Here is a 22,559-nt window from a genome sequence, read left to right as displayed (position 1 = left end):
CATGCTTGCCTTTTCCAGCCTGCTTATGGCCCGCGTCGGTGTCGCGATCGCGCTCTGTCTCTGGATCGCGATGATGCTCCTGCGTAGGCGGAAGCCAGGGGTGCGTTGGCGAGACTTGGTCTCGGATTCGGCGAGTTGGGAGCGACTTGGCGGATCCGCTCGCGCGACTTGGACTGCGTTCTTCATCGGTTTCGCCGCAATGTGCATTTCCTTCGGGGTGTTGATTGGGGCGATTGGCACGTATTTCTTCTGGAGGATTACATGACCAGCGAAGCACTCGTCAAACTGGGCGATCTACTAAACAACGTCACTGCAGCAGCGAATGACGGAGTCTCAAACCTCCCATTGCTCGCAAAACCCGATCTTTCTCCGACCGACTGGCTAGCGATTACGGACACACTTGCTTCCTCGACGGCGCTGATTGCCACAGTCGGGAAAGCGATTTCAGACGAGTTCGCCCTCCCTGGCGGCGGCGCCACAGGCGGCTTCGCGCTGACCGGCATCGTCATGAATGCATACACGATCGGCTCTGGCATTGCGAAGATGCAAGATGCGATACTTACGCACAACTCGGATGAGTTTGCGACTGGATACCTTGACGTCCTCGGTGGTGGCGCAGGCTTGCTGGCCTTATACGGTGGGCCATACGCGGCCGCCGCTGTTCCGATCATCGCGGGAACGGTCATCGCTAAGAGGTATATCCAGGATCACCCCGGAGACCTCAATAATGCGTTCGATCTGCTCCAGAAGAATCTAAGCGACTTCTCGTGCTTCGTTTCTGATTCGGTCAGCGCCGGCTGGCGCGCGGCGGTAAGTTGGGTCACCCCGCGCGACCCACTCGTCCTCGACCTAGACGGAGACGGCATCGAAGCCACAGCGATCGATCCGAATCGTCCGGTGCTCTTCGATCAGAACGCCGACGGCATCAAGACAGCCACCGGCTGGATCCAGCCGGACGACGGCCTCCTGGTACTTGATCGCGACGGGAATGGAACGATCGACTCCGGCCGTGAGCTCTTCGGCGACAACACGGTTCTGGAAAATGGACCTAATGCAGGCCAATTGGCATCCAACGGCTTCGAGGCACTGGCGGACCTGGACGCTAACGGCGATCACCAGATCGACGCAAACGATGCCGCGTACTCAAGACTGCGCCTCTGGCAAGACTTTAACCAGGATGGTGTCAGTCAAGCGAACGAGCTTTCCACGCTGGCAGACAAGGGGGTCGTCGGCATCTCCCTGACTGCAAGTGCCACCAACACCAATTTGGGCAATGGCAACACCCAGCCGTGGACGAGCTCTTACGCGAAGGCTGACGGTACAACGGGGGAGACGGGGACCCCGGAGCTTTCAGGCAGCTTGCTGCTCGCTTCGAACAACTTCTACCGGGAGTTTTCCGACGACCCTGAACTGATCGATCTGGCATTGGCGCTCCCACAGATGCACGGGTCCGGCGTAGTTCGGGACTTGCGCGAGGCCATGAGTCTCGGCACCGAGCATGCGCAATCGTTGCAGAATAGCGTTTCCGCGTTCGCCGCCGCGACCACGCGCGACGAGCAGATGGCACTCATCGACCAGCTTCTGTCCGATTGGGGCAGGAGCAGCGAACGCCAGGTCGATAGCATCTACCGCTACAACCTGGTCTCGAACAGCGACGGCCGTTACGTCACGACTAACCTGACCAGCGAGTCCTTTGGATCGACGGTGCTCACGCTGCACCCGCAAGGCATGGAGACGACGGTCAGCGATACCCTCTTCGGTACACGCACTGTGCCAACCGAAGCCGGCGCGGAGGTACTCCGTCGGCTCAATGTGCTGGAGGTTTTCAACGGGGGCAAATTCGTCCAGTTGATCCCACCGCCTCCTCCATCCACGCCAGTGGGAAGCAGCAGCGGGGGAGGCGGCGAAACCAGCGGCACCGTCGCGGGGGCGACGTATGTCGACGCAACCTTGAGCTCGACGCAGATCGGCCTGCTGAACGCAAGCTACGACGCGCTGCGCACGAGCGTCTATGAGTCGCTGGTGCTTCAGACCCGCCTTCGTCCCTATTTGGACGAGATCGAGTTGGTCATCGACGAAGACGGAATTCGGCTCGACACGGCGGCTATGACGGCGATGCTCGACGCGCACAAGTTCGTCGACGAACGCAACGCGTTCATCGACCTGGTGGAATTGAACAAGTATGCCCGCGACGCCTTGATGGCTACGGGCTTTCCGACCACCAGTGTCCTGCGCGACTGGATCGGCGGCCTCGCGCCCGATGCACCTGTGCGTGGGGAATTCGCTTCCCTGGGGATCTATCTGGGAGCCGCCCCGACCGGATCTGACTCGGTTGACATCTTCCTTGGCGACGCAGATGCCAACACCTTCAACGCCGGCGCAGGTGACGACGTGCTTGATGGATTGGAGGGAAATGACACGCTCTCGGGCGGATCGGGCAGTGACGTCATCGACGGAGGTGCTGGCGACGACGTCCTGATCGGTGGTTACTACGATGCCTATTGGAACACTTACAACGGTGCCGGTGCCGACATCTACCTGTTCGGCCGAGGCGATGGCCAGGACACCATCTACGACAACGACACGACGGTAGGAGTGCGGGACTCGATCGTCTTCAAGGCGGGCGTTCTTCCGTCGCAGGTCGAAGCGCAGCGTCCGGACGGTGGCAGCGATCTCGTGCTTCGCATAGCAGGCACCACGGACCAGTTCACCGTCCGCAACTACTTTGCCGGCGACGCAGCTGCCGGTTGGGCAGTGGAGGAGATCCGGTTCACGGATGCGGCGGATGCAGTGTGGTCGGTCGCGGATGTGAAGGCGATGATGCTGGTGGGCTCCGCAAGCGCCGATACCATCGTGGGCTACGCCAGCGATGACCGCATCACGGCCGCTGCGGGGGACGACAGCGTCGTCGCCGGTGCCGGCGATGACACCATCGATGGCGGCGACGGCACCGATTCCCTTCGGGGGGAGGACGGACGCGACGTCCTTCTGGGCGGAGCCGGCGACGATAACCTGCAGGGCGGAAACGGCGACGACGTGCTCGATGGCGGCGCCGGCAATGACGTCCTGGTCGGCGGAACGTACGACGGCTACTGGAACACGTATGCGGGTCCTGGCGCAGACACGTACGCGTTCGGCCGCGGCGACGGCCAGGACACGGTGTACGACAACGACACAAGCACAGGCGTGGTCGACAGCATCGTGTTCAAGGCGGGCGTGTCCCCGGCCGATGTGCAAGTGGTACGTCCCTCGAACGCGGACCTGGTGCTGAAGATCACCGGCACCACCGACCAGATCACGGTGAAAAACTTCTTCACCGGTGACGCGGCGGGCGGCTGGGCGGTGGAGGAGATCCGATTTGAGGACGACCCGTCCACGGTGTGGACTCTCTCCACGGTGAAGGCCTTGGCGATCACCGGCACGGCCGCGGCGGACTACCTGGCGGGCTACGCCAGCGACGACACGATCAATGCCAGTGCCGGCGACGACAGCGTGATGGGCAACGGAGGTGCTGACAGTCTGAACGGAGAGGACGGTGCGGACACGATCTGGGGTGGCGCCGGCGACGACACAGTGGTCGGGGGCGCCGGTACCGACGCCCTGTACGGCGAAGACGGCAACGACAGCATGGCGGGAGGTGCCGACAACGACAACCTCCAGGGCGGCAACGGTAACGACTCCCTCGATGGCGGCGCTGGCAACGACGTCCTGATCGGGGGCACCTACGACGGCTACTGGAACACGTACACGGGCTCGGGCGCCGATACGTACATTTTCGGCCGCGGCGATGGTCTGGACACGGTCTATGACAACGACACGACCGCCGGCGTGGTGGACACCATCGTCTTCAAGGCTGGCGTGCTGCCCGCGGACGTGCAGGTGCTGCGGCCGTCGAACACCGACCTGGTGCTGAAGATCAACGGCTCGGCTGACCAGATCACGGTAAAGAACTACTTCACCAGCGACGCCGCCGGTGGCTGGGCAATCGAGGAAATCCGGTTCTCGGACGATCCCGCAACGGTGTGGACGCTTCCCACCGTGAAGTCCATGGCGATCACCGGATCGGCGACGGCCGACTACCTCGAGGGCTACGCCACCGACGATGCGATCCATGCCGGCGCGGGTGACGACCGTGTGATCGGGAATGCCGGTGCGGACAGCCTCGACGGCGAGGATGGCGCGGACAGCATCTCCGCGGGCTCCGGAAACGACATCCTTCTGGGCGGCGCTGGTGCGGACTCGCTCTACGGCGAGGACGGCAACGACAGCCTGTACGGAGGTGCCGACAACGACAACCTCCAGGGCGGCAACGGCAACGACGTTCTCGATGGGGGCGCCGGCAATGACGTGCTGAACGGCGGAAATTACGACGGCTACTGGAATACGTACACCGGATCGGGCGCCGACACCTACCTGTTCGGCCGCGGCGACGGCCAGGACACGGTATACGACAACGACAGCACCGCTGGCGTGGTGGACAAGATCGTGTTCAAGGCCGGCGTGCTGCCGGCCGATGTGCAGGCCGTGCGCCCCGCGTCCAGCAACGACCTGGTGTTGAAGGTCAACGGGAGCACCGATCAGATCACGGTGGCCAACTACTTCGCCAACGATGGTGCCGGCGGTTGGGCGATCGAGGAAATCCGCTTCACCGACGATGCTGCTGCCGTCTGGACCGTCGCCGATGTCAAGAACCGGGTCGCCCTGAGCGGCACCGCCGGCAACGACAACCTGGTGGGGTATGCCACCAACGACGTGATGTGGGGCGGCGCGGGCAACGACACCCTCAGTGGGCGTGCCGGCAATGACACCCTCAATGGGGAGGCCGGAGGGGACACGCTCTATGGCGAGGACGGCAACGACAGCCTCCTGGGGAACGCCGACAACGACAACCTCCAGGGGGGCAACGGCAACGACACGCTCGATGGCGGCAGCGGCAACGACACGCTGATCGGAGGCAGCTACGACGGGTACTGGAATACCTATGGCGGCGCTGGGGCGGACACCTATCTGTTCGGCCGCGGCGATGGCCAGGACCTCGTGTACGACAACGACACGAGCGCAGGCGTGATCGACAAGCTGGTGTTCAAGTCGGGGGTCTTGCCGTCCGACGTGCAGGTGGTGCGGCCTTCGAATACCGATCTGGTTCTCAAGATCAACGGCACGACCGACCAGATCACGGTGAAGAATTACTTCACCAGCGATGCCGCCGGCGGGTGGGCCGTAGAGGAGATCCGGTTCGCGGACGATCCTGCCACCATTTGGACGGTAGCCGCCGTGAAGGCTGCCGCGCTGACAGGAACGACTGGCGCGGATTACCTGGAAGGCTACGCGACCGACGACACGATCAACGCTGGCGCCGGGAACGATCGCCTCATCGGAAACGCCGGGGCGGATACCTTGAACGGCGATGACGGTGCGGACAGCATCTCCGGTGGCACGGGCAATGACGCGCTGTATGGCGGCGTCGGCGCAGACACGCTGGCTGGCGAAGATGGCAACGACGGCCTCTACGGCGGTGCCGACAACGACAACCTGCAGGGCGGCAACGGCAACGACACGCTCGACGGAGGCGCCGGCAACGACGCCTTGATTGGCGGCGTCTACGACGGCTACTGGAATACGTACACCGGCGCCGGCGCCGACACCTACCTGTTCGGACGCGGCGACGGCCAGGACACCGTGTACGACGCTGACAGCACGGCCGGCGTGGTGGACACGATCGTGTTCAAGCCCGGCGTCCTGCCGGCGGACCTGCAGGTCCTGCGTCCGAGCGGAAGCAGCAACCTCGTCTTGAAGATCAACGGCACCGCCGACCAGATCACGGTTGCCAACTACTTCCTGAACGACGCTGCCGGCGGCTGGTCCGTCGAGGAGATCCGGTTTTCCGACGATCCCGGCACGGTCTGGACGATTCCCGCGGTCAAGGCCATGGCGATCACGGGCACGCCTGCAGCGGACTACCTCGAAGGCTACGCCACGGACGACACCATCAACGCCGGGGCCGGTAACGACCGCGTGGTCGGCAACGCCGGCGCGGACAGCCTCAACGGCGAGGACGGTGCGGACAGCATTTCCGGCGGCGTTGGCAATGACACCCTGCTGGGGGGTGCCGGGGCGGACACCCTCGCAGGCGATGACGGAAATGACGGACTGTTCGGCGGTGCCGACAACGACAACCTGCAGGGCGGCAACGGCAACGACACGCTGGATGGCGGGGCGGGCAATGACGCCTTGATCGGCGGCATCTACGACGGCTACTGGAACTCGTACACCGGGCCCGGCGCCGACACCTACCTCTTTGGCCGCGGCGACGGCCAGGACACGGTGTACGACAGTGACACGACGGCTGGCGTGGTGGACAAGCTTGTGTTCAAGGCCGGCGTCCTGCCCACGGACGTTCAGGTACAGCGCCCGGGCGGAAGCAACAACCTGGTCCTGAAGATCAACGGCACCACCGACCAGATCACGGTGGCCAACTACTTCCTCAACGACGGGGCCGGTGGGTGGGCTATCGAGGAGATCCGGTTCACGGACGACGCCACGGCTCTCTGGTCGATCGCCGACGTGAAGGCGATGGCCCTCACGGGTGGTCCAGGCGCCGACGTGTTGGTCGGCTACGCCGGTGACGATGCAATGGTCGGCAATGCAGGCAACGACACCATGAGCGCAGGCACGGGCAACGACCGGCTCGACGGCGGCGCAGGCGCCGACGCGCTCGCCGGCCAGGATGGCAACGACACGCTGCTCGGAGGCGACGACAACGACAACCTCCAGGGTGGCAACGGCAATGATGTCCTGGACGGCGGCTCGGGCAACGACGCCCTCATCGGCGGTGTCTACGACGGCTATTGGGGAACGTACAACGGGACGGGCAACGACACCTACCTTTTCGCACGGGGCGGCGGCCAAGACACTGTCTACGACAACGATGGCACCGCAGGAGCGCAGGACGTACTGAGCTTCGGCGCGGACATTGCCGAAAACCAGCTCTGGTTGCGGCGCGTCAACAACAACCTGGAGGTCTCCGTGATCGGAACCTCCGACAAGGTGACGATCGCCAACTGGTACAGCAGCACCACTTGGCACGTGGAGACGCTGCAGGTGAGCGACGGCAAGCGCCTGACGGATGCCAACGTGCAGAACCTCGTTCAAGCCATGGCGAGCTTCTCGCCGCCTGCCATGGGCCAGACGACCCTTCCCGATGACTACCAGGCGGCGCTTGGCGGCACGATTGCTGCCAATTGGCAGTAGGCGGGGCAGCTAACGGCAACTCAGAGGTAGCAGCGCCCAATCAGCCGCCGTGGCGGGCCCAGAAAGCAGCCGGCGTGATGATCGGGTACTGGCTTGCCAGCGCCAGCAGGTCCTTGTCGCCGGTGACGAGGTAGTCGGCCCGCCCCGCCAGCATGGTGTTCAGCACGGGCTGATCTGCCGGATCGCGCAGGGCGGGTTCCGACTCGCCTGCCGGTTCAACGACGTTGGCCAGGAACATGAAGCTGTCCGCCAGGTCTCGGATCTCCGCAGGCGTCATTTGCACCCGCGAAAGGCGGGGCAGCACCCGGACCATCTCGTCCAGTATGTGCCGCGACAGCACGAGCTCGAAGCCTCCTTGCCGCCAAGCTGCGACGATCCTCCCCGGGATGCTGCCGGGGTACGCCAGCCCGGACACCAGCACGTTGGTATCCAGCACGATGCGCAAGCCTGGCATCAGCGCCGCGCGCGCTCGGCCGCCACGGCCGCATCGATCTCTGCGAGGCCCTCTTCGGGCTCGACTCCGGCATACGCGTCGGCGATGCGGGCGCTGAGTGCGTCGAAGCGCTCGCGCATGCGCCGGATGCGCGCGAACAACTCGGCGTCCACGAGGGCGGCCACGGGCTTGCCGTCCTTGTTGATCACGATGCTGTCGTTCCGATATTGGACCTGGTTGAGCATCTCGCCCAGGTTCTGGCGGAAGGTGACGGCGTTGACTTCGGTAATCATGGAGACCTCGCAGCCATATTGATCGATATGGTCATTATGTACCGCTTCGGAATGGGAGATGCCGCCGCAGACAGGAAGTCATCACAGAAGGAGCTCGCGCCAGAACGCTATACCGACGCGCTGCTCGCGCGGGACCGCTTGGCCAGGGCTTTGCCTTCGAGCGCCCGGTGCAGTGTCTCGAGCGCATGGCGCTTCTCTGGCAGGTAGTGGTGGGCGTCGTAGTGGCGGTCCTGAACTCCGCCGATCCCGTGAGACTGAAGCTGGCCACGGATCTCCCGCGGAATGCCGGCCTCGGCAAGCAAGGTCTCCACGCCGCTGCGCACCCTCTTCAGCTGAAAGCCCGAAATTCCAGCCTTGGCCGCGGCCTCCTGCGCCCAGGTGGACATGCTGGTCGAATGCATCGGCGTTCGCCCTCCGTCCGTCGACAACACCAAGCCGCGCTGAGGGAGCTTGCCCAGTTCATTTCGGATCGGGATGGTGACCGGAATCAGGTGCGACCTCGGTTCCGTCCTCTTCCCCTTGGGATCGAGGAGCTTGAGCACGCTGCCGGCCGTGTCCGAGTCCTTCAGCCGCGTGAGCTGCGCGGTGCGCTGCGCACCGGTGAGGAGATGCAGCCGCAAGGCAGCCCCGATCACTCCATCCTCTTGCTTGAGCTGCTTCCAGTACTTGCGCAACTCCGGCAGTGACAATGGATTCTTGTCGGCCTGTCCCTTGATGGCCGCGGTGCCCTCGACCGGGTTCACGGTGACTTGGTAGCCGATGAACTTCGCAGGGATCGCAGCGTCGGAATCTGCGTGCAGCGCGCACGCGTACGCTGCACGCAAATAGGCTCGCAGCTTGCGAGCCGTCGTCACCTTGCCTGCCTCGGTCAGCCTCCTGAGCGCCGCGACAACCTCCCGCTTCTCCACCTCGACCGCCGGCTTTCCGACCAGCTCGGGATAGGCTTGTTCCAGGTGGTTCTTGAAGATGTTCGCGGCATCGGCATGCGCCGACTTGCCGCTGGACTTCAGCCAGTCGCAGTAGTCCGTGCAGAGCGCCTTCAGCGAGTGCTGCTCGCGCGCCACTCTCGCCTGCGCCTCCGCGGCGTCGCTGGCGCTGCGCCGCAAGCGTTCGGCTCTCAGGCCGCCCGGGACGTCCCGGTTGCTCTTGGCCAGGTCCCGGGCGCGCTCCAGCGCCGCCTGCACCCCGAAGCCCCGGGCGGTCGGCTTCAGTGCCCGCGGCGGGGCCGCAGGGTCGTGCACGCCGATCGGCATGCGCTCGGTCCGCTTCTCCTGGGTGTAGCGCCAGTAAAACATGACTGCGCCGGAGCCCAGGCGTCGCGCCTCCAGCGACCCGCCCGTCGCAAGCTTTTCGATGACCGCGGACTGCCCTGATTGAAGCGAATCAAGCCGCTCGCTGTAACTTGCCACCTTGTCCCCCCTCTGCGCGCTGGTGACAGTATGGTGACAGTTTTGGGCGAGATGGTGTCGACCGCCCGTAGACATCCTGGGACGATTTTCAGAGGGAAAATCCGGAAATCGGCCGTCCCACGAAATCCCGGAAGTTCTCGGGGATGCGGACTCTTAATCCGTAGGTCGTAGGTTCGAATCCTACAGGACCCACCACCCGCACAAGGAAAAGCCGCTACGGAATCCGTAGCGGCTTTTTTCCTGCTGGCGTCTGCGGCTGGCCCGCCTCAGTTGCCTTCGTGGATCACCACTTCACTGGAAACCCAGTGGCCGGGCACCCACGCCGAGACGCCGTTCTGCACCTCGAAGTGGCCCTGCTGCCATCGGTAGCCTCCTGCCTGGATGACTGCCGGCGGGCCACCCAGCACCACCGTCGGGTTGCTCGGGGCGGCCGCGGCCGCGCGCGCCTGGTCGGCGCGCGCCTGTTCCGCCCGCGCCTGTTCCGCCTGGTTCGCCGCGCTGCCCGCACCCGCCCCGATCAGGGCAGCGATGCCGGCCGCCACGGCCGGGGCAAAGGCATGGGCGCTGCTCACGGCAAAGAGACTGCCCGCGGTGGCAAGCGCTGCAATCAACTTGTTGTGCTTCATGTCGATCTCCTCAAAAGGACATGGGCACAGGATCTGGTCGAGCACGGTCCTCGACAGTCGGCTCACGACGAAGACGAGCGTCGGATTCCTCGGGCGAGCCGTGTGGCGTTGCTGCCGGACTTTCGCCTGCGAATGTTCATGGCATCCCCGTCGCGAGCGATCCAGCAGAACTTGCCCGTGAGTCCGCTGCCCACGTCGACCGGCATGGCGCCGACCGCGAGCCAGCCGACGATGGCATTGAAGTGGACGCCGGCGCGCACCAGCACCAGCAGGGATTCCCACCCAGGTTCTTGATGCGCCGCAACTTCGCTGACCGCGGCGCGGCCTGCCGCCCTCGTTGGGAGGGAAACTGCCCGCACGGGCGCGCGGCCAGCGCGCTCCGATCGCCATGAGCCAGCGCCGCATCGCCCTCGAGAGACTGCCCGCACCGTGCACGATGGGTCTGGCCTCCACGCAGGTCGCGGCGCAACGCAGCTTCGGCTTGAACGACATCGTTCCGCCGACGGCGAGTGGCTGGCGGGTCGTCGCGCGCGACACGGCGCGCGACCCCATGCTGTGGTTCCTAGCGCTGACCGCGGGATTGTTCGGCCTGCTGGGCCAGGTCACCGAGTCCGTCACCCTGCTCGTGGCGATGGCCCCGCTGCTGGGGATGGACGCCTACCTGCACCGGCGCACCACTGCTTCCTCCGCAGGGCTGGCGAGCCGGCTCGCCAGTTCGGCGCGCGTGCTGCGCGATGACGTGTGGCAGGAGATCGTCTCGCGGGAACTGGTTCCGGGCGACCTGGTGGAGGTGACGGCGGGTGAATACCTGCCCGCCGATGGCCTGCTGGTCTGGGGCGACGGAATCCAGGTGGACGAGTCGACCCTGACCGGCGAATCGTTGCCGGTCGCCAAGCGCAGCATGGACCCTGCCGAGCCGCTGCCTCCCAGCGCATCGGAGGAACACTGGTGCATGGCGGGCACGCGCCTGCTGACCGGCACCGCACGGGTGCGCATCGTCTGCACGGGCAGCGAGACGCGCTACGGCGAGATCGTCCGCTCCGCCACCGAGGGCAGCCACGCGGCGACTCCCCTGCAGAAGGCCATCGGCGAACTCGTCGCCGTCCTGCTGGCAGTGGCGGTCGTCCTCTGCGTCATCCTGGCCGCCGTGCGGCTGTGGCACGGGCACGGCTGGATCGATGCCCTCGTCAGCGCGGTGACGCTGGCCGTGGCAGCGCTGCCCGAGGAGTTCCCGCTCGTCTACACCTTCTTCCTGGGCGCGGGCGTCTTCCGCCTGGCCCGCAGGAAGGCCCTCGTGCGGCGCGCCGTGGCCGTGGAGAACATCGGCCGCGTCACCTGCATCGTGTCCGACAAGACGGGCACGATCACCGCCGGCTCGCTGGTGCTGGCCCACCGCGTCCCCGCGGGGGGACAGGACGAAGCGTCGGTGCTGCAGGTGGCCACCTTCGCCGCGCGGCCGGACAGCGGCGATCCGCTGGACCAGGCCCTGCACGCGGCGGCGGGGCCGCTGCCGCGGGCGACGCGGCTGGCCGACTTCCCGTTCACGGAAGCCCGGCGGCGCGAGACGGTCATCTGGCGCATGGGGGACGGCAGCCCCATCGCCTTCACCAAGGGGGCGCCGGAAACCGTGCTGGCCACGAGCGCAATGACCGAGGCCGAACGCGCGGACTGGCTCGCCCGGGTGGAGGCGTACGCCCGGTCCGGTCACAAGGTGATCGGCTGCGCCCGGGGCGAACTTGCCCCCGGCGCGGCCACGGACGTCGAACCCGCGGGCGGACTGCGGTTCGCGGGCCTGCTGGCCTTCGAGGACCCGGTCCGGGAAGGCGTGCGCGAGGCGATCGCGGAATGCATGGCCGCGGGCATGCGCGTCATCATGGTCACCGGCGACCATCCGGCGACGGCCGCGGCGATTGCGCGCGAGATCGGGCTCGGTGCGGAGGCGAAGGTCGTCGTTCTCGCCCTCGAGGACGACGCCGCCCGGGGTGCGCAAGCCGGCGTCCACGTCGTGGCGCGCGCCACGCCCGCGCAGAAACTCGCCCTCGTGCTGGCGCTGCAGGCCCAGGGGGAACTCGTCGCCGTGACGGGCGACGGCGTGAACGACGTGCCGGCGCTGCGCCTGGCCGACATCGGCGTGGCGATGGGCGAGCGCGGCACGCGCAGCGCGCGCGAGGTGGCCCCGGTGGTCCTGCTCGACGACAACTTCCGGACCATCGTCGATGCCATCGCCGAAGGCCGCCAGTTGTTCCAGAACCTGCGGCTTGCCTTTGCCTACCTGCTGCTCGTGCACCTGCCGCTGGTGATCGGGGCCGCGGCGATCCCGCTGATGGACCTGCCGCTGCTGTTCCTGCCGATCCACATCGTGTGGCTGGAACTCGTCATCCATCCGACCGCCATGCTGGCCTTCCAGGACCTGCCCCGGCAGGGGCCCCTGGCGCCGGTGCGGCGCGGTGGACGCGCGCGCTTCTTCTCCACCCAGGCCTGGGTGTTCATGGGCCTCGCCGGCGGCCTCGTGAGCCTCGCCACGGTCTGGAGTTACCTGCACGCGCTCGGTGGCGACCAGGACGTGGAGCACGCGCGCGCGATGGCCCTGTCCATGCTGCTGCTCGCCAGCGCGGGCTTCACGGCCGGCCTGACCCGGCTGCGCCAGGCCGCGGCGCGCTGGCTCGTGTCCGGGACGGTTGCCTCCCTGGTCGTCCTGGTCCAGGTCCCGAGGCTCGGCCGACTCCTGAATCTGCGCCCGCTGCACGGGTCCGACTGGGCGTTGCTGGTCCTGGCGCTGGCGATCATCACCGTGCTGACCCTCGTCGTGGCGTCCAGCTTGCGCCATGGCCCGGACTGACGGGGCCAACGCCAGTTTGCCGCCCGACGGTTCGCGCGACCGCGGACTTGACGGCTGTCAAGCTCGCACCGCCGGTGCCCCCTAGCCTTGGTCCAGCGCCACCCCCACCGGCACCGAGGAATGAAGATGCGCCTGCCCAACTGTCCCGCCCGTCGCGCCGCCCTGTGCCTGGCGTTCTCGTGCACCGCCACGCAGGCGCAGGTCGTCGCCGGAAGGGATCGGTTCGGCGACACGATGCACTTCGGGCTGCCGCTGGCGGCAGCCGCACTCAGCGCGTACGAGAGGGATACCGAGGGCCTGAAGCAGCTTGGCAAGTCCCTCCTCCTGTCCGAGGGCAGCACGGAACTTCTCAAGCACGCCGTGAACAGCAAGCGCCCGGACGGCACCGGGCGCGGGTTTCCGTCCGGTCATGTCTCCACGACGTTTGCCGCCGCGACCTACGTCCACAGGCGCTATTCGCTGCAATGGTCGATGCCCTTCTACGCCCTGGCAGCCGCGACCGCGGCGCAACGCGTGCGCACCCGCCATCACTTCACGAAGGATGTCATCGGCGGGGCCGTGATCGGCAGCGCCTCGAGCTGGTTCTTCACCGACCGCTTCGCGGGCCGGCGCTCCGGCGCCAGCGTGGGGATGGCCGGCGGTGCGCTGGTCGTGAGCTACAGCCTGCAGTGGTGACGGCCCCGCACGGCGCCGGCCGTTGGGCGGCGGGGCTTGAACGCGCCTGCGGCGGATGGCATACGTGAGGCTGCATCCCGGATGGAGGAGGTGAGGCGATGGATCCGTCCGAAGCCAGGAAGTCCGTGCCCGCCGAGGTGAGGACGGCGCTGTGGGCCGCGATCGTGCTGTGGCTGGCGGTGGTGGCCATCGTGTCGCTGGCCCTGCACCGCGAGCGGCAGCAGGCGCTGGCGCAGGCCCAGCAGCAGGCGCGCAGCCTCTCGGCCGTGCTCGAGGAAAGCACCGCGCGCACCTTCGACACCGTCGACGTCGCCCTTGCCGGCCTCGCCGAGCTCATGACGCGCCACAACTTCCAGCGCCATGACGCGGACCTGCGGGCGGTCATGGGCCAGCGGCTGCAGTACCTGCCCACGGTGCGTGCCATCTACGTGATCGGCCCCGACGGCAGGATCCAGCAGGACACGGACTACCCGAAGACGCCGGACGTCTCGCTCGCCGACCGCGCCTACTTCCGCCAGTACCTGGAACGCCCGGACCTGCAGCACGCCCTGTCGGAGGCGCTGCAGAGCCGCTCCGGCCACGGGTGGTTCGTCGCGTCCACGCGCCGGATCGCCGGCCCCGAGGGAGACTTCCGCGGCGTGGTGGTGGCCGCGGTGCACCTGGACACCGTCGGCAAGCTGTTCGACAAGCTGCAACTGGTCTCCGGACAGTCGATGGCACTCCTGCAGACGGACGGCAAGCTGCTCGCCAGCTTCCCCCACGACGACGCGAAGATCGGACAGACCTACGCCCAGACCCGGCTCTTCACCGAACTCCTGCCGCGCCAGCGGGCCGGCTCCTTCACCACCAGCGGCCCGCCGCTGCCCTTCGAGCGCATCGTCAGCTATCGCGCCCTCGACAGCCAGCCGCTGGTGGTGGTACTCGCCACCGCCGAATCGACCGTGCTCCAGGGCTGGCGGCGCGCGGTGCTCGGCGCGGGTGCGGGCCTGCTGGTGTTCACCGGCCTGCTGGCGGCCGCCTTCGTCGTTTTCACGCAGCGCCAGGAGCAGAAGGCCCAGGCGCTCGCGGACCGGGCGGCGCAGGCGGAAGCGAGCGCGCTGGCCGCCGCGAACGCGAAATTCCGCACCTTCTTCGAGCAGGGCTGCTTCCTGTCCTGCGTTCTCGCGCTGGACGGAACGGTGCTGGAGGCCAACAACGCCGGCCTGGCGGCCTGCGGCTACACGCGCGCAGACGTGGTGGGCGCGAGGTTCTGGGACTGCGCCTGGTGGCGCGGCATGAGCGCTTCGATGGAGGCCGTGCAGCGCGGCTTCCAGGCCGCTCGCGCGGGCGACACCTTCCGCTGCGAAGCCGCGTACAGCATGGCGGACGGCCGGCAGACGCTGGTCGACCTCGTCCTGTCGCCCGTTCGCAGCGAAGACGGGGAGGTGCTGTCGGTCGCCGCCCTGGCGGTCGACATCACCGAACGCAAGCTCAACGAGGAGCGGCTGCGCACGCTGGCGGAGGAATTGCGCAACGCCGACCGCCTCAAGGGCGAGTTCCTGGCCACGCTGTCGCACGAGCTGCGCAACGTGCTCGCGCCGATGCAGAACGGCCTCGCGATCCTGGAGCGCGTGCGCGCGGGCTCGGACCGCGCCGTGCGCGCGCAGGAGCTGATCGCACGCCAGTTCGCGCAGCTGCGCCGCCTCATCGACGACCTGCTGGACGTCTCGCGGGTCAGTGCCGGCAAGATCCGGCTGCAGAAGGAGCGCGTGGACCTGCGCGACCTGCTCGCGGGCGCCGCGGAGTCGGCGGCGGTGTTCATGCAGGGGCCGCGGCACGAGCTGACGACGACGCTGCCCGACGCGCCGCTCTGCGTCGACGTGGACCGCAACCGCCTCCTGCAGGTCATGACCAACCTCCTGAGCAACGCCGCCAAGTACACGCCGCCGGGCGGCCACATCCGGCTGTCCGCCCGGCGCGAAGGGCAGGAGGCCATCGTGGAAGTGGCGGACGACGGCGTGGGCATCCCGCCGGCCGCGCAGGCCAAGGTCTTCGACATGTTCGAGCAGGTGAGCGGCCACCTGTCGCGGGCCCAGGGCGGCCTCGGCATCGGGCTGGCCCTGGTGCAGAAGCTGGTGGCGCTGCACGACGGCCACGTGGAGGCCTACAGCGAGGGGGCGAACCTGGGGAGCACCTTCACGATCTGCCTGCCGCTGGCGCAGGACGCCTCCCTCTGCGCCCGCCCCGAGTCCAGCCCCTTGTTAAGGGAACCCTAAGGCCAGCGCGCCAGGATGCGAAGCATCGACAAGGAGGGCCGACCGATGATGGACAAGGATCTTGCGTGCTTCTGCCGCCAGTGGCTGAGGGTCGTGGTGATGGCGCTGGTGCCCGTGGCGTTCACCGCGTTCACCACCATTCCCTTCAACCTCGGCGGTCATCCCGGCGAAGTGGCGCTGCACCAGATGCCCGGCGAGCGCCACTTCTCGTAGCCGGACCCGGGCCGCTGCGCGCGGCGGCCCCGGGCCATGCGCCCGCCTACGGGCGCGGCAGGATGAAGTAGAGCGCGTTGATCTTGCTCAGTTCCTCCTGGCGGCGCGAGGTCGTGAACAGCTGGATGACCGAGATGCTGGTGCCCTGCGCGAACTGCGCCGGCACGCTGCTGTCGCAGTGCGTGTCCGCCGTGCCCAGGCGCGAGCAGTCGATGCGGCCCCCCTTGCGCGCGCTCGGCGAGACGTTGACGCTGTCGCTGAACGGCGCGCCCGGCGCCGAGGTGCCCGCCGGACCGCGGCCGAAGACCTGCACCAGGGTGGGCGGCAGCGCGGGCGGCGTCACCTGCCAGGCATCGCCGCCGTCCGGCAGCGTCAGCAGGAACACGTTCGGGTCAGTCGTGCTGTTGGCGCCGAAGACGAGCACGCCCGATTGCGGATTGCCGTCCGCGCGCAGTGCCGCCTTGGCCGCGTCCGTGAGCTGCGCCATCGGCCGCTGCAGCGCCTCGGCGACGGTGAGCGCGCGGGAGATGGTGCGGTAGGTCTGCACCACGTTGGGCCTGGTGGAGTCGGCGTGGAAGAACTCCACGGTCCACACGCCCATTGCCGGGATCTTCCGGATGTCCTCGTCGGCCAGGGCCGGCGACTGGAACAGCAGGCCGGTGTCGAACTGCCCGGGCGCCCGCGGGTCGCCGTTGCGGAACTGCGCTGCGAGGCCGATCGCCGAGGTCTGCGTGAGGGTGCCATTGGGCCGCTGCAGGGTCAGGCCGTCGCGGCCGGCGTTGGGCGCCAGCGTGAACGTCTGCGTGCCCGGCTTCGGCGCCGTGACCACCACCTTGGAGAACACCGGGTTGCCGCTGCCATCCAGCAGGTTGTTGACGAAGAAGTCGTACCCGGTCAGCACGTAGCTGGCCGCCGGCTGGTTGAGGAACTCGCGGTCCTCGACGATCGGCCGCACGCGGGCGCTGTAGATGTACTGGTTGCCGAACAGCTTGAGCTTGCCGCTCTCCTGGCGCGCGACCACCTGGTCGAAGCTCTCGTCGCCGTTGCTGCCCACCGTGCGGAAAGTGAAGACCACGTCCTTCTGCGCGTTGTTGCGCAGGAACTCGAAGTTGCCCTGGTCGAACTTCACGCCCGTCGCACCGGCGCGGAAGATGCCGCTGAAGGCGCCGTTGCCGTTGCGGTCGCGCCCGACGCGCCCGCCGTTGCTCAGGTAGGTGGTCGGGTCATCGCCCACGAACAGGCTGCGGCATTCGGCGGCGACGATGTCCTCGCCGGTGCCGATCACCGCCGTGGCCGTCGCGCCGACGTTGCGCACGCGCTGCGGCAGCGGCAGCGCGAAGCACGCCGTCATGCGCTGCGTGAGATCGTCGATCATGCCGTCGAGGCTCGGCGGGGGCAGGTCCGCCTGGGTCACCGGCGGCAGCGGCGCGATGGCGGTGGTCTGCGCGCTCGTGAAGGTGGTGCTCAGGGGGCTGCCGTCGTCCGCGAACACCGTGGTGTAGCTGACCTCGATGTTGGCGCCGGCACCGGTCGGATGGATCACCACGCTGACCGCGCTCAGCGCCTGGTCATGCCCCGTGCCGTCGGCGGCGAAGACGCCGGAGATCGGGTCGATCGCATCCTGTGCCGCATCGCGCAGGGGCTTGAGGATCGTGGCCAGCAGTTGCACCTTCTCGGCGACCGCGGCGGTCGTGACACTGGCCGCATCGCGCTTGAGCGACAGCGGATCGCCGTCGGGCGCGAGCTGCGACGCGATGAGGTTGGTGAACTTCGTGACGTTGATGCGTCCGCTCTTCGCCTCGGGCGCCATGCTGACCAGGCTGTCGCTGCCCAGCGTGGCCTCCACCACCAGCGGCCCCGCCGCACTGGCGGGGATCGTGAGTGCATAGGCGCCATCGAGCTGCACGGTGGTCGTGCCGGCCGCGGAGCCGCTGGCATAGACGGTGACCAGCGCGCCGGCGAAGGGCCGGCCGACGGCGGCCACGCCGGAGATGTCCAGCGTGGTGGCCGCGGGCGGGTTCGGTTCCACCGCCGGCGGCGGTGCCGCACCGCCGGGGGTTTCCTTGCCGCCGCCTCCGCCGCCGCCGCACGCGCAAAGGACCAGGGTGGCACCGGCCAGGGCCAGCGCCGCAATCGAGCGATTTCGCATAGACAGACCTTTCAAGCGAATCAACCGGAAAGGCACCGCAGCGACTGGTGAAGATGCATGCGCTACGGTTGCCAGCGGCCGACTCTCCCGGAAAGTCGCTCATGTTTCCTCGTCTCTTTTACGTATCGAGACATCACGTAAACGGGTGTGCAACATCACCCTACTTCGAGGCGATGGACACGAGGGGGCGCGCAGGTCAGGCGCGCGCGAAGGTTCAGGACGGCGTCAGCGCGCGACTTCGATTTCCGAGGCGCGGGGGCACTGCGAAGGATTCTGCGAGTGCGCGGCATCGAGCTCGCCGTCGCTGTACTTGCAGTCGTATGCCGCGCCGTTCGGCACGCGCCCGGTCAGGCGGCGGACGCGCCCGCCTTCGAAGTAGTAGGTCGCGAGCACCTGCATGGTCTCGGGCTTCGCGCGGTCGCCGTACCACACGCGCTGGCAACCGGTGACGCCGCGCGCCATCTCCGGCGGCCAGGTGGCGATCTCCGTGCGGTCGCGCACGCCGAACACCGCGCCGGGCGGCACGGTGGCGCGTTCGCAGGCCGCACCGGCGACGTCGCCGCCGGCGCGCGGCATGCTGCAGCCGGCGAGGAGAACGAGGAAAGCAGAGGAAACCGCAAGCAAGATCCGCATGGCGTGATACCTGGACTGGAACGGGGGCGCTGTCATGAGCGGACCAGCGTAGCACTTGCGCCGCGCCCCGGGGGGCCGGAAAAGTGCACGGCCGCGGGTGGTCCTGCGCGGAGCCGCCCGCCGGATCGTTTCTAATACGGGTCCCGCCACGGCTTCCACGCGGAACCCCGCCGCCGGGCGACGGCCTTGCGCCACCCCCCATTTCGGAATGTGCATCGCACCGCACGGTGCGGAGGATCCATTTGCGCAGCACTTTCGGCAGTTCCACGCTGGTCCGCCTGCTTGACGGCTGGACGCCCGCGCCAGCGGAGCCGTCCGGCCCGGACGTGGCCGAACGCCTGAGCCTGTGGGTGAACGCCTTCGACGCGATCCGGCTGCAGGCGGCGCACCAGGCGATCGCCGCGCTGCGCGAGCCCGCGGCCGCGAATACGCGCAGGCCAGGCCCGCAGTCGCAGTCGCTGCGCGAGGACGTCGAGCGGGTGCGCTCGGTGCTGGCCCGGGCCATCGCGCAGGAACCGGGGCCCGTGGTGGAAACGGCACGCACGCCCGCCGACCTGCGCCGCCTCGCGCGCGCGGCCGCCCGGCCCGACGAGGCCGCCGCCGATGCGAGCTACGCGCCCTGGCGCCAGCGCCACCTGGAACTGCAGCGGCAGATGGAGCTGATGATCGCCCCGCTGCGCGAGCACCTGCGGCAGGCGCTCTCGCAACGCTCGGTGCGCCTGCGCCAGCTCGCCGCGCTGGACGCCGCGATGGAGCAGGTGCTCGCCCCGCGCGAGCAACTGCTGCTGCCCCGCATCGCCGAGCGCATGGAGGCGCATTTCACGCAATTGCGCCAAGCGCACCTGCAGGCGCTGCAGGACAGCGCCGGCCAGGACGATCCCGCGGCCTGGCGCCGGCCGGGTGGCTGGCTGCAGCGCTTCGCGCAGGCATGGCGGCAGCTGCTGGCCGCGGAACTGGAGCTGCGGCTGCAGCCCGCAATGGGGCTGGTCGAGGCCCTGGACAACGAATCGAACGAACTGCAATGAGCAAGCGATCTTTTGCGGCCGCCTTCGCGATCGGCCTGGCGGCAGTGGCCTGGGTGGCCGCCGGCTTCGTCGGCTCCTCGAGCTGGCTGGCCCTGGTGATGACGCTGGCGATCGGCGGGGTGTACCTGCTGGGCGCCGCGGAACTGCGGCAGTTCCGCGCCGGCACCACGGGCCTGGCGGAGGCACTGGCCACGATCCCGCAGCCGCTGGCGCAGCTGGGCCCCTGGCTGGAACGCGTGCCGCCGGCGCTGCGCCAGGCGGTGCGCCTGCGCATGGACGGCGAACGCGCCGGCCTGCCCGGCCCCGCCCTCACGCCCTACCTGGTGGGCCTGCTGGTCATGCTGGGGATGCTGGGCACCTTCCTCGGCATGGTGGTGACCTTCAAGGGCGCGGTGTTCGCGCTGGAAGGCTCCACGGACCTGCAGGCGATCCGCTCCGCGCTGGCGGCGCCGATCAAGGGGCTGGGCCTGTCCTTCGGCACGTCGGTCGCGGGCGTGGCGGCGTCTGCCATGCTGGGCCTGATGGCGGCGATCGCCCGGCGCGAGCGGCTCGAGGTCGCGCGCCAGCTCGAAGGCTGCATCGCCACCGCGCTGCGGCCCTTCTCGCTCGCGCACCAGCGCAACGAGACCTTCCACGCGATCCAGCGGCAGGCGCATGCGCTGCCCGAACTGGTCGACCGGCTGCAAGCCATGATGGAGCGCATCGAGCAGCGCGGCCGCCAGCTCGATGAGCAGCTCTCGGTGCGGCAGGAACGGTTCCACGAGGAGGTGCGCGGCGCCTACGGCGCGCTCGCGGACCGCGTCGGCACCTCGCTGCAGGAGAGCCTGGCCGACGGCGCCCGCGCGGCCGGCGACAGCATCCGCCCCGTGGTCGCCTCCGCGATGGCGCAGCTCGCGCAGGACGCGCAGCGCCTGCACGAGCGCCTGGGCGAAGCGGCGCAGCGCCAGGTCGAAGCGATGGCGGCGCAGTTCGGCGGGACCACGCAGGACATGGCGCAGCGCTGGACGGCGGCGCTGCAGGAGCAGGCACGCGGCGAGCAGCAGCGCCAGCAGGCCTGGACGCAGGCGTTCGAAGGCCTGGCGCGCGAGCTGCAGGCCTTGCGCGCGCAGGAGGAGGAGCGCGCTCGCGCCGCGGTGGCCCGGCTGGGCGAGCTCGAGGCGGGCGTCGCGCGGCACCTGGCCACCCTCGGTACCGCGCTGGAAGCGCCGATCACGCGCCTGCTGCAGACGGCGTCCGAAGTGCCGCAGGCGGCCGCCGGCGTGATCGCGCAACTGCGCGAGGAAATGAGCCGCGCCACGGACCGCGACAACGCTGGCCTGCAGGAGCGCACCCTGCTGCTGGAGCGCCTCGGCGCCCTGCTGCAGTCGTTGCAGGAGGCCTCCGGCGAGCAAAGGGCCGCCATCGATGCGATGGTGGCCTCGACGACTTCCGTGCTGGAGCAGGCGGGGGCGCGCTGGGCGCAGGCGCTCGAATCCCAGGCCGGCAAGGCGGCCGACACGAGCGCGCACCTGGCGGCCGGCGCGGTGGAACTCGCCAGCGTGGCCGAGGCGTTCGCTCAGGGCGTGCAGTCCTTCCAGGCCGGCAACGACAAGCTGGCCGAGTCCCTGCAGCGCATCGAAGCCGCGCTGCAGCGCTCCACCGCGCGCAGCGACGAGCAGCTCGCGTACTACGTGGCGCAGGCGCGCGAGGTCATCGACCTGAGCATCGCCTCGCAGCAGGGGCTGGTCGAGAACCTGCGCCAGCTCCAGGGCCGCAGGGGCAGCACGCTCGCGCTCGCGGACGGGGAACCCGCATGACGGAGGCGGACGACGGCGACCTGGCGGCGCAGGCGCCGGTGTGGACGGTGTTCGGCGACCTGATGGCCGGCCTGGTCGGCGCCTTCGTGCTGGTGCTGATCGGCGTGCTGCTGGTGCAGATGGACCTGGTCGCCAGCCTGCAGCAGGAGGTGGAGAAGCGCCGCATCGAGGAACAGCGCCGCATGGCACTGGAGAAGGCGCTCGCCATCCCGCTCGCCTCCGGCCGCGTGACGCTGGACAACGGCCGCATCGGCATCAGCGGCAGCGTGCTGTTCGCGGTGAACTCGGACGAACTGCGTCCGGAAGGGCGGCAGCTCCTGCGCAGCCTGGTGCATCCGCTGCGCGTCTATCTCGGCGAGCGCAGGGAGATGCTGATGGTCAGCGGCTTCACCGACGACAAGCCGCTGCGCGAAAGCAATCACCGCTTCGCCGACAACCTGGAGCTCTCGGCGCAGCGGGCCCTGACGGTGACGCGCGCGCTGATCGAGGAAGGCATGCCCTCCGCGCAGGTGTTCGCCGCGGCGTTCGGCGCGCAGCAGCCGGTGGCGTCGAATGCCAGCGAGCAGGGGCGCGCGCTGAACCGGCGCGTGGAGATGGCGCCGGTGCCGCGCAGCAACCCGGCAGCCGCCGCGGCCGCCTCCGCAGCCGCCTCTGCGCCCGTCGCCGCCTCCGCCTCCGCCTCCGCCTCCGCTCCCACCTCCTCCGCCGTCGCCGCCTCCGCGGCCGTCCCCGTCTCCGCACCCGCCGCGAAATGAGCGCATCGCCCGCGCCTGCCGACCGCCTGGCCGCCCTGCGCGCTGCGCACGCGTGGCGGATCGACCCGGTGCGCTTCCATGCGATGGAGGCGCTCGCCCGCCGCCTGCACGCCCAGCCGGAATCCGTGCGCACCCTGCTGCACGAGAAGCTCGCCGCCGCGGTGGCCGACTACGAACAGCGGGTGGCGGATGCACCTGCGCGCGGCG

The 22,559-nt window shown here is 68.6% G+C and carries 16 protein-coding genes (1 of these 16 cut by a window edge); 9 read left to right on the top strand and 7 right to left on the bottom strand.

The annotated features are described in order from the left end of the window. Nucleotides 1–261: 261 nt before the first annotated feature. Nucleotides 262–7,251, top strand: coding sequence for a calcium-binding protein (locus WG923_RS06685; RefSeq protein WP_340350167.1), 6,990 nt, complete (start codon nucleotides 262–264; stop codon nucleotides 7,249–7,251). Nucleotides 7,252–7,291: 40 nt separating this feature from the next. On the opposite strand, the gene WG923_RS06680 is transcribed toward WG923_RS06685, so the two are convergent. From WG923_RS06680 to WG923_RS06660, 5 genes are all read right to left on the bottom strand, one after another. Beyond that, nucleotides 7,292–7,705 carry a putative toxin-antitoxin system toxin component, PIN family gene (locus WG923_RS06680; RefSeq protein ID WP_340350166.1) on the bottom strand — a complete coding sequence of 138 codons (414 nt, stop codon included), beginning with the start codon at nucleotides 7,703–7,705 and terminating at the stop codon, nucleotides 7,292–7,294. Further along, a complete protein-coding gene (locus WG923_RS06675; RefSeq protein WP_340350165.1) occupies nucleotides 7,705–7,977 on the bottom strand; it encodes a type II toxin-antitoxin system Phd/YefM family antitoxin in 273 nt (90 codons plus the stop codon). Before WG923_RS06675 ends, WG923_RS06680 begins: the two co-directional genes overlap by 1 nt. Nucleotides 7,978–8,084: 107 nt before the next feature. Next, complete coding sequence (locus WG923_RS06670) at nucleotides 8,085–9,386, bottom strand: tyrosine-type recombinase/integrase (protein WP_340350164.1); 1,302 nt, start codon at nucleotides 9,384–9,386, stop codon at nucleotides 8,085–8,087. A 266-nt stretch (nucleotides 9,387–9,652) separates the two neighbouring features. Beyond that, nucleotides 9,653–10,057, bottom strand: a complete 405-nt coding sequence (locus WG923_RS06665) for a YXWGXW repeat-containing protein (protein WP_340350163.1) — start codon at nucleotides 10,055–10,057, stop codon at nucleotides 9,653–9,655. 17 nt (nucleotides 10,058–10,074) lie between these two features. Next, entirely contained in the window at nucleotides 10,075–10,278 is a 204-nt protein-coding gene (locus tag WG923_RS06660; protein WP_340350162.1) for a hypothetical protein, read from the bottom strand. Between the two features lie 122 nt (nucleotides 10,279–10,400). Here WG923_RS06660 and WG923_RS06655 point away from each other — a divergent pair, with 122 nt between their 5' ends. The 4 genes from WG923_RS06655 (at nucleotide 10,401) to WG923_RS06640 (ending at nucleotide 15,994) form a co-directional block, all read left to right on the top strand. Then, complete coding sequence (locus WG923_RS06655; RefSeq protein ID WP_340350161.1) at nucleotides 10,401–12,851, top strand: cation-translocating P-type ATPase; 2,451 nt, start codon at nucleotides 10,401–10,403, stop codon at nucleotides 12,849–12,851. Between the two features lie 126 nt (nucleotides 12,852–12,977). Continuing rightward, nucleotides 12,978–13,526 carry a phosphatase PAP2 family protein gene (locus WG923_RS06650; protein WP_340350160.1) on the top strand — a complete coding sequence of 183 codons (549 nt, stop codon included), beginning with the start codon at nucleotides 12,978–12,980 and terminating at the stop codon, nucleotides 13,524–13,526. A 98-nt stretch (nucleotides 13,527–13,624) separates the two neighbouring features. Further along, the gene (locus WG923_RS06645; protein WP_340350159.1) at nucleotides 13,625–15,781 is read left to right on the top strand and encodes an ATP-binding protein; all 2,157 of its coding nucleotides are present in this window, start codon (nucleotides 13,625–13,627) and stop codon (nucleotides 15,779–15,781) included. 45 nt (nucleotides 15,782–15,826) lie between these two features. Continuing rightward, the gene (locus WG923_RS06640; RefSeq protein ID WP_340350158.1) at nucleotides 15,827–15,994 is read left to right on the top strand and encodes a hypothetical protein; all 168 of its coding nucleotides are present in this window, start codon (nucleotides 15,827–15,829) and stop codon (nucleotides 15,992–15,994) included. A 46-nt stretch (nucleotides 15,995–16,040) separates the two neighbouring features. Here the strand turns inward: WG923_RS06640 and WG923_RS06635 are convergent, their stop codons facing one another. Both WG923_RS06635 and WG923_RS06630 read right to left on the bottom strand, forming a co-directional pair. Further along, complete coding sequence (locus WG923_RS06635; protein ID WP_340350157.1) at nucleotides 16,041–18,143, bottom strand: hypothetical protein; 2,103 nt, start codon at nucleotides 18,141–18,143, stop codon at nucleotides 16,041–16,043. 225 nt (nucleotides 18,144–18,368) lie between these two features. Continuing rightward, the gene (locus WG923_RS06630) at nucleotides 18,369–18,776 is read right to left on the bottom strand and encodes a hypothetical protein (protein ID WP_340350156.1); all 408 of its coding nucleotides are present in this window, start codon (nucleotides 18,774–18,776) and stop codon (nucleotides 18,369–18,371) included. A gap of 242 nt (nucleotides 18,777–19,018) precedes the next feature. On the opposite strand from WG923_RS06630, the gene WG923_RS06625 reads away from it, so the two are divergent. The 4 genes in view from WG923_RS06625 to WG923_RS06610 are tightly spaced (each overlapping or abutting the next) and all read left to right on the top strand, a layout consistent with a single transcriptional unit that may run on beyond the window. After that, nucleotides 19,019–19,801, top strand: a complete 783-nt coding sequence (locus tag WG923_RS06625) for a DUF3348 family protein (RefSeq protein WP_340350155.1) — start codon at nucleotides 19,019–19,021, stop codon at nucleotides 19,799–19,801. Beyond that, entirely contained in the window at nucleotides 19,798–21,597 is a 1,800-nt protein-coding gene (locus WG923_RS06620; protein ID WP_340350154.1) for a hypothetical protein, read from the top strand. The genes WG923_RS06625 and WG923_RS06620 overlap by 4 nt, the downstream gene beginning before the upstream one ends. Next, entirely contained in the window at nucleotides 21,594–22,352 is a 759-nt protein-coding gene (locus tag WG923_RS06615) for an OmpA family protein (RefSeq protein WP_340350153.1), read from the top strand. Before WG923_RS06620 ends, WG923_RS06615 begins: the two co-directional genes overlap by 4 nt. Further along, nucleotides 22,349–22,559: the 5' end (the start) of a DUF2894 domain-containing protein gene (locus tag WG923_RS06610; RefSeq protein WP_340350152.1), read on the top strand. Its footprint extends 446 nt past the window's final position; only the first 211 of its 657 coding nucleotides appear in the window; it begins with the start codon at nucleotides 22,349–22,351; its stop codon lies off the right edge, out of view. Before WG923_RS06615 ends, WG923_RS06610 begins: the two co-directional genes overlap by 4 nt.

This window comes from Ramlibacter sp. AN1133, from assembly GCF_037890035.1.
Lineage (GTDB): Bacteria > Pseudomonadota > Gammaproteobacteria > Burkholderiales > Burkholderiaceae_C > Ramlibacter.
Note: the sequence above shows the minus strand (reverse complement) of the source record. Positions and strands in the feature narration are given on the sequence as shown.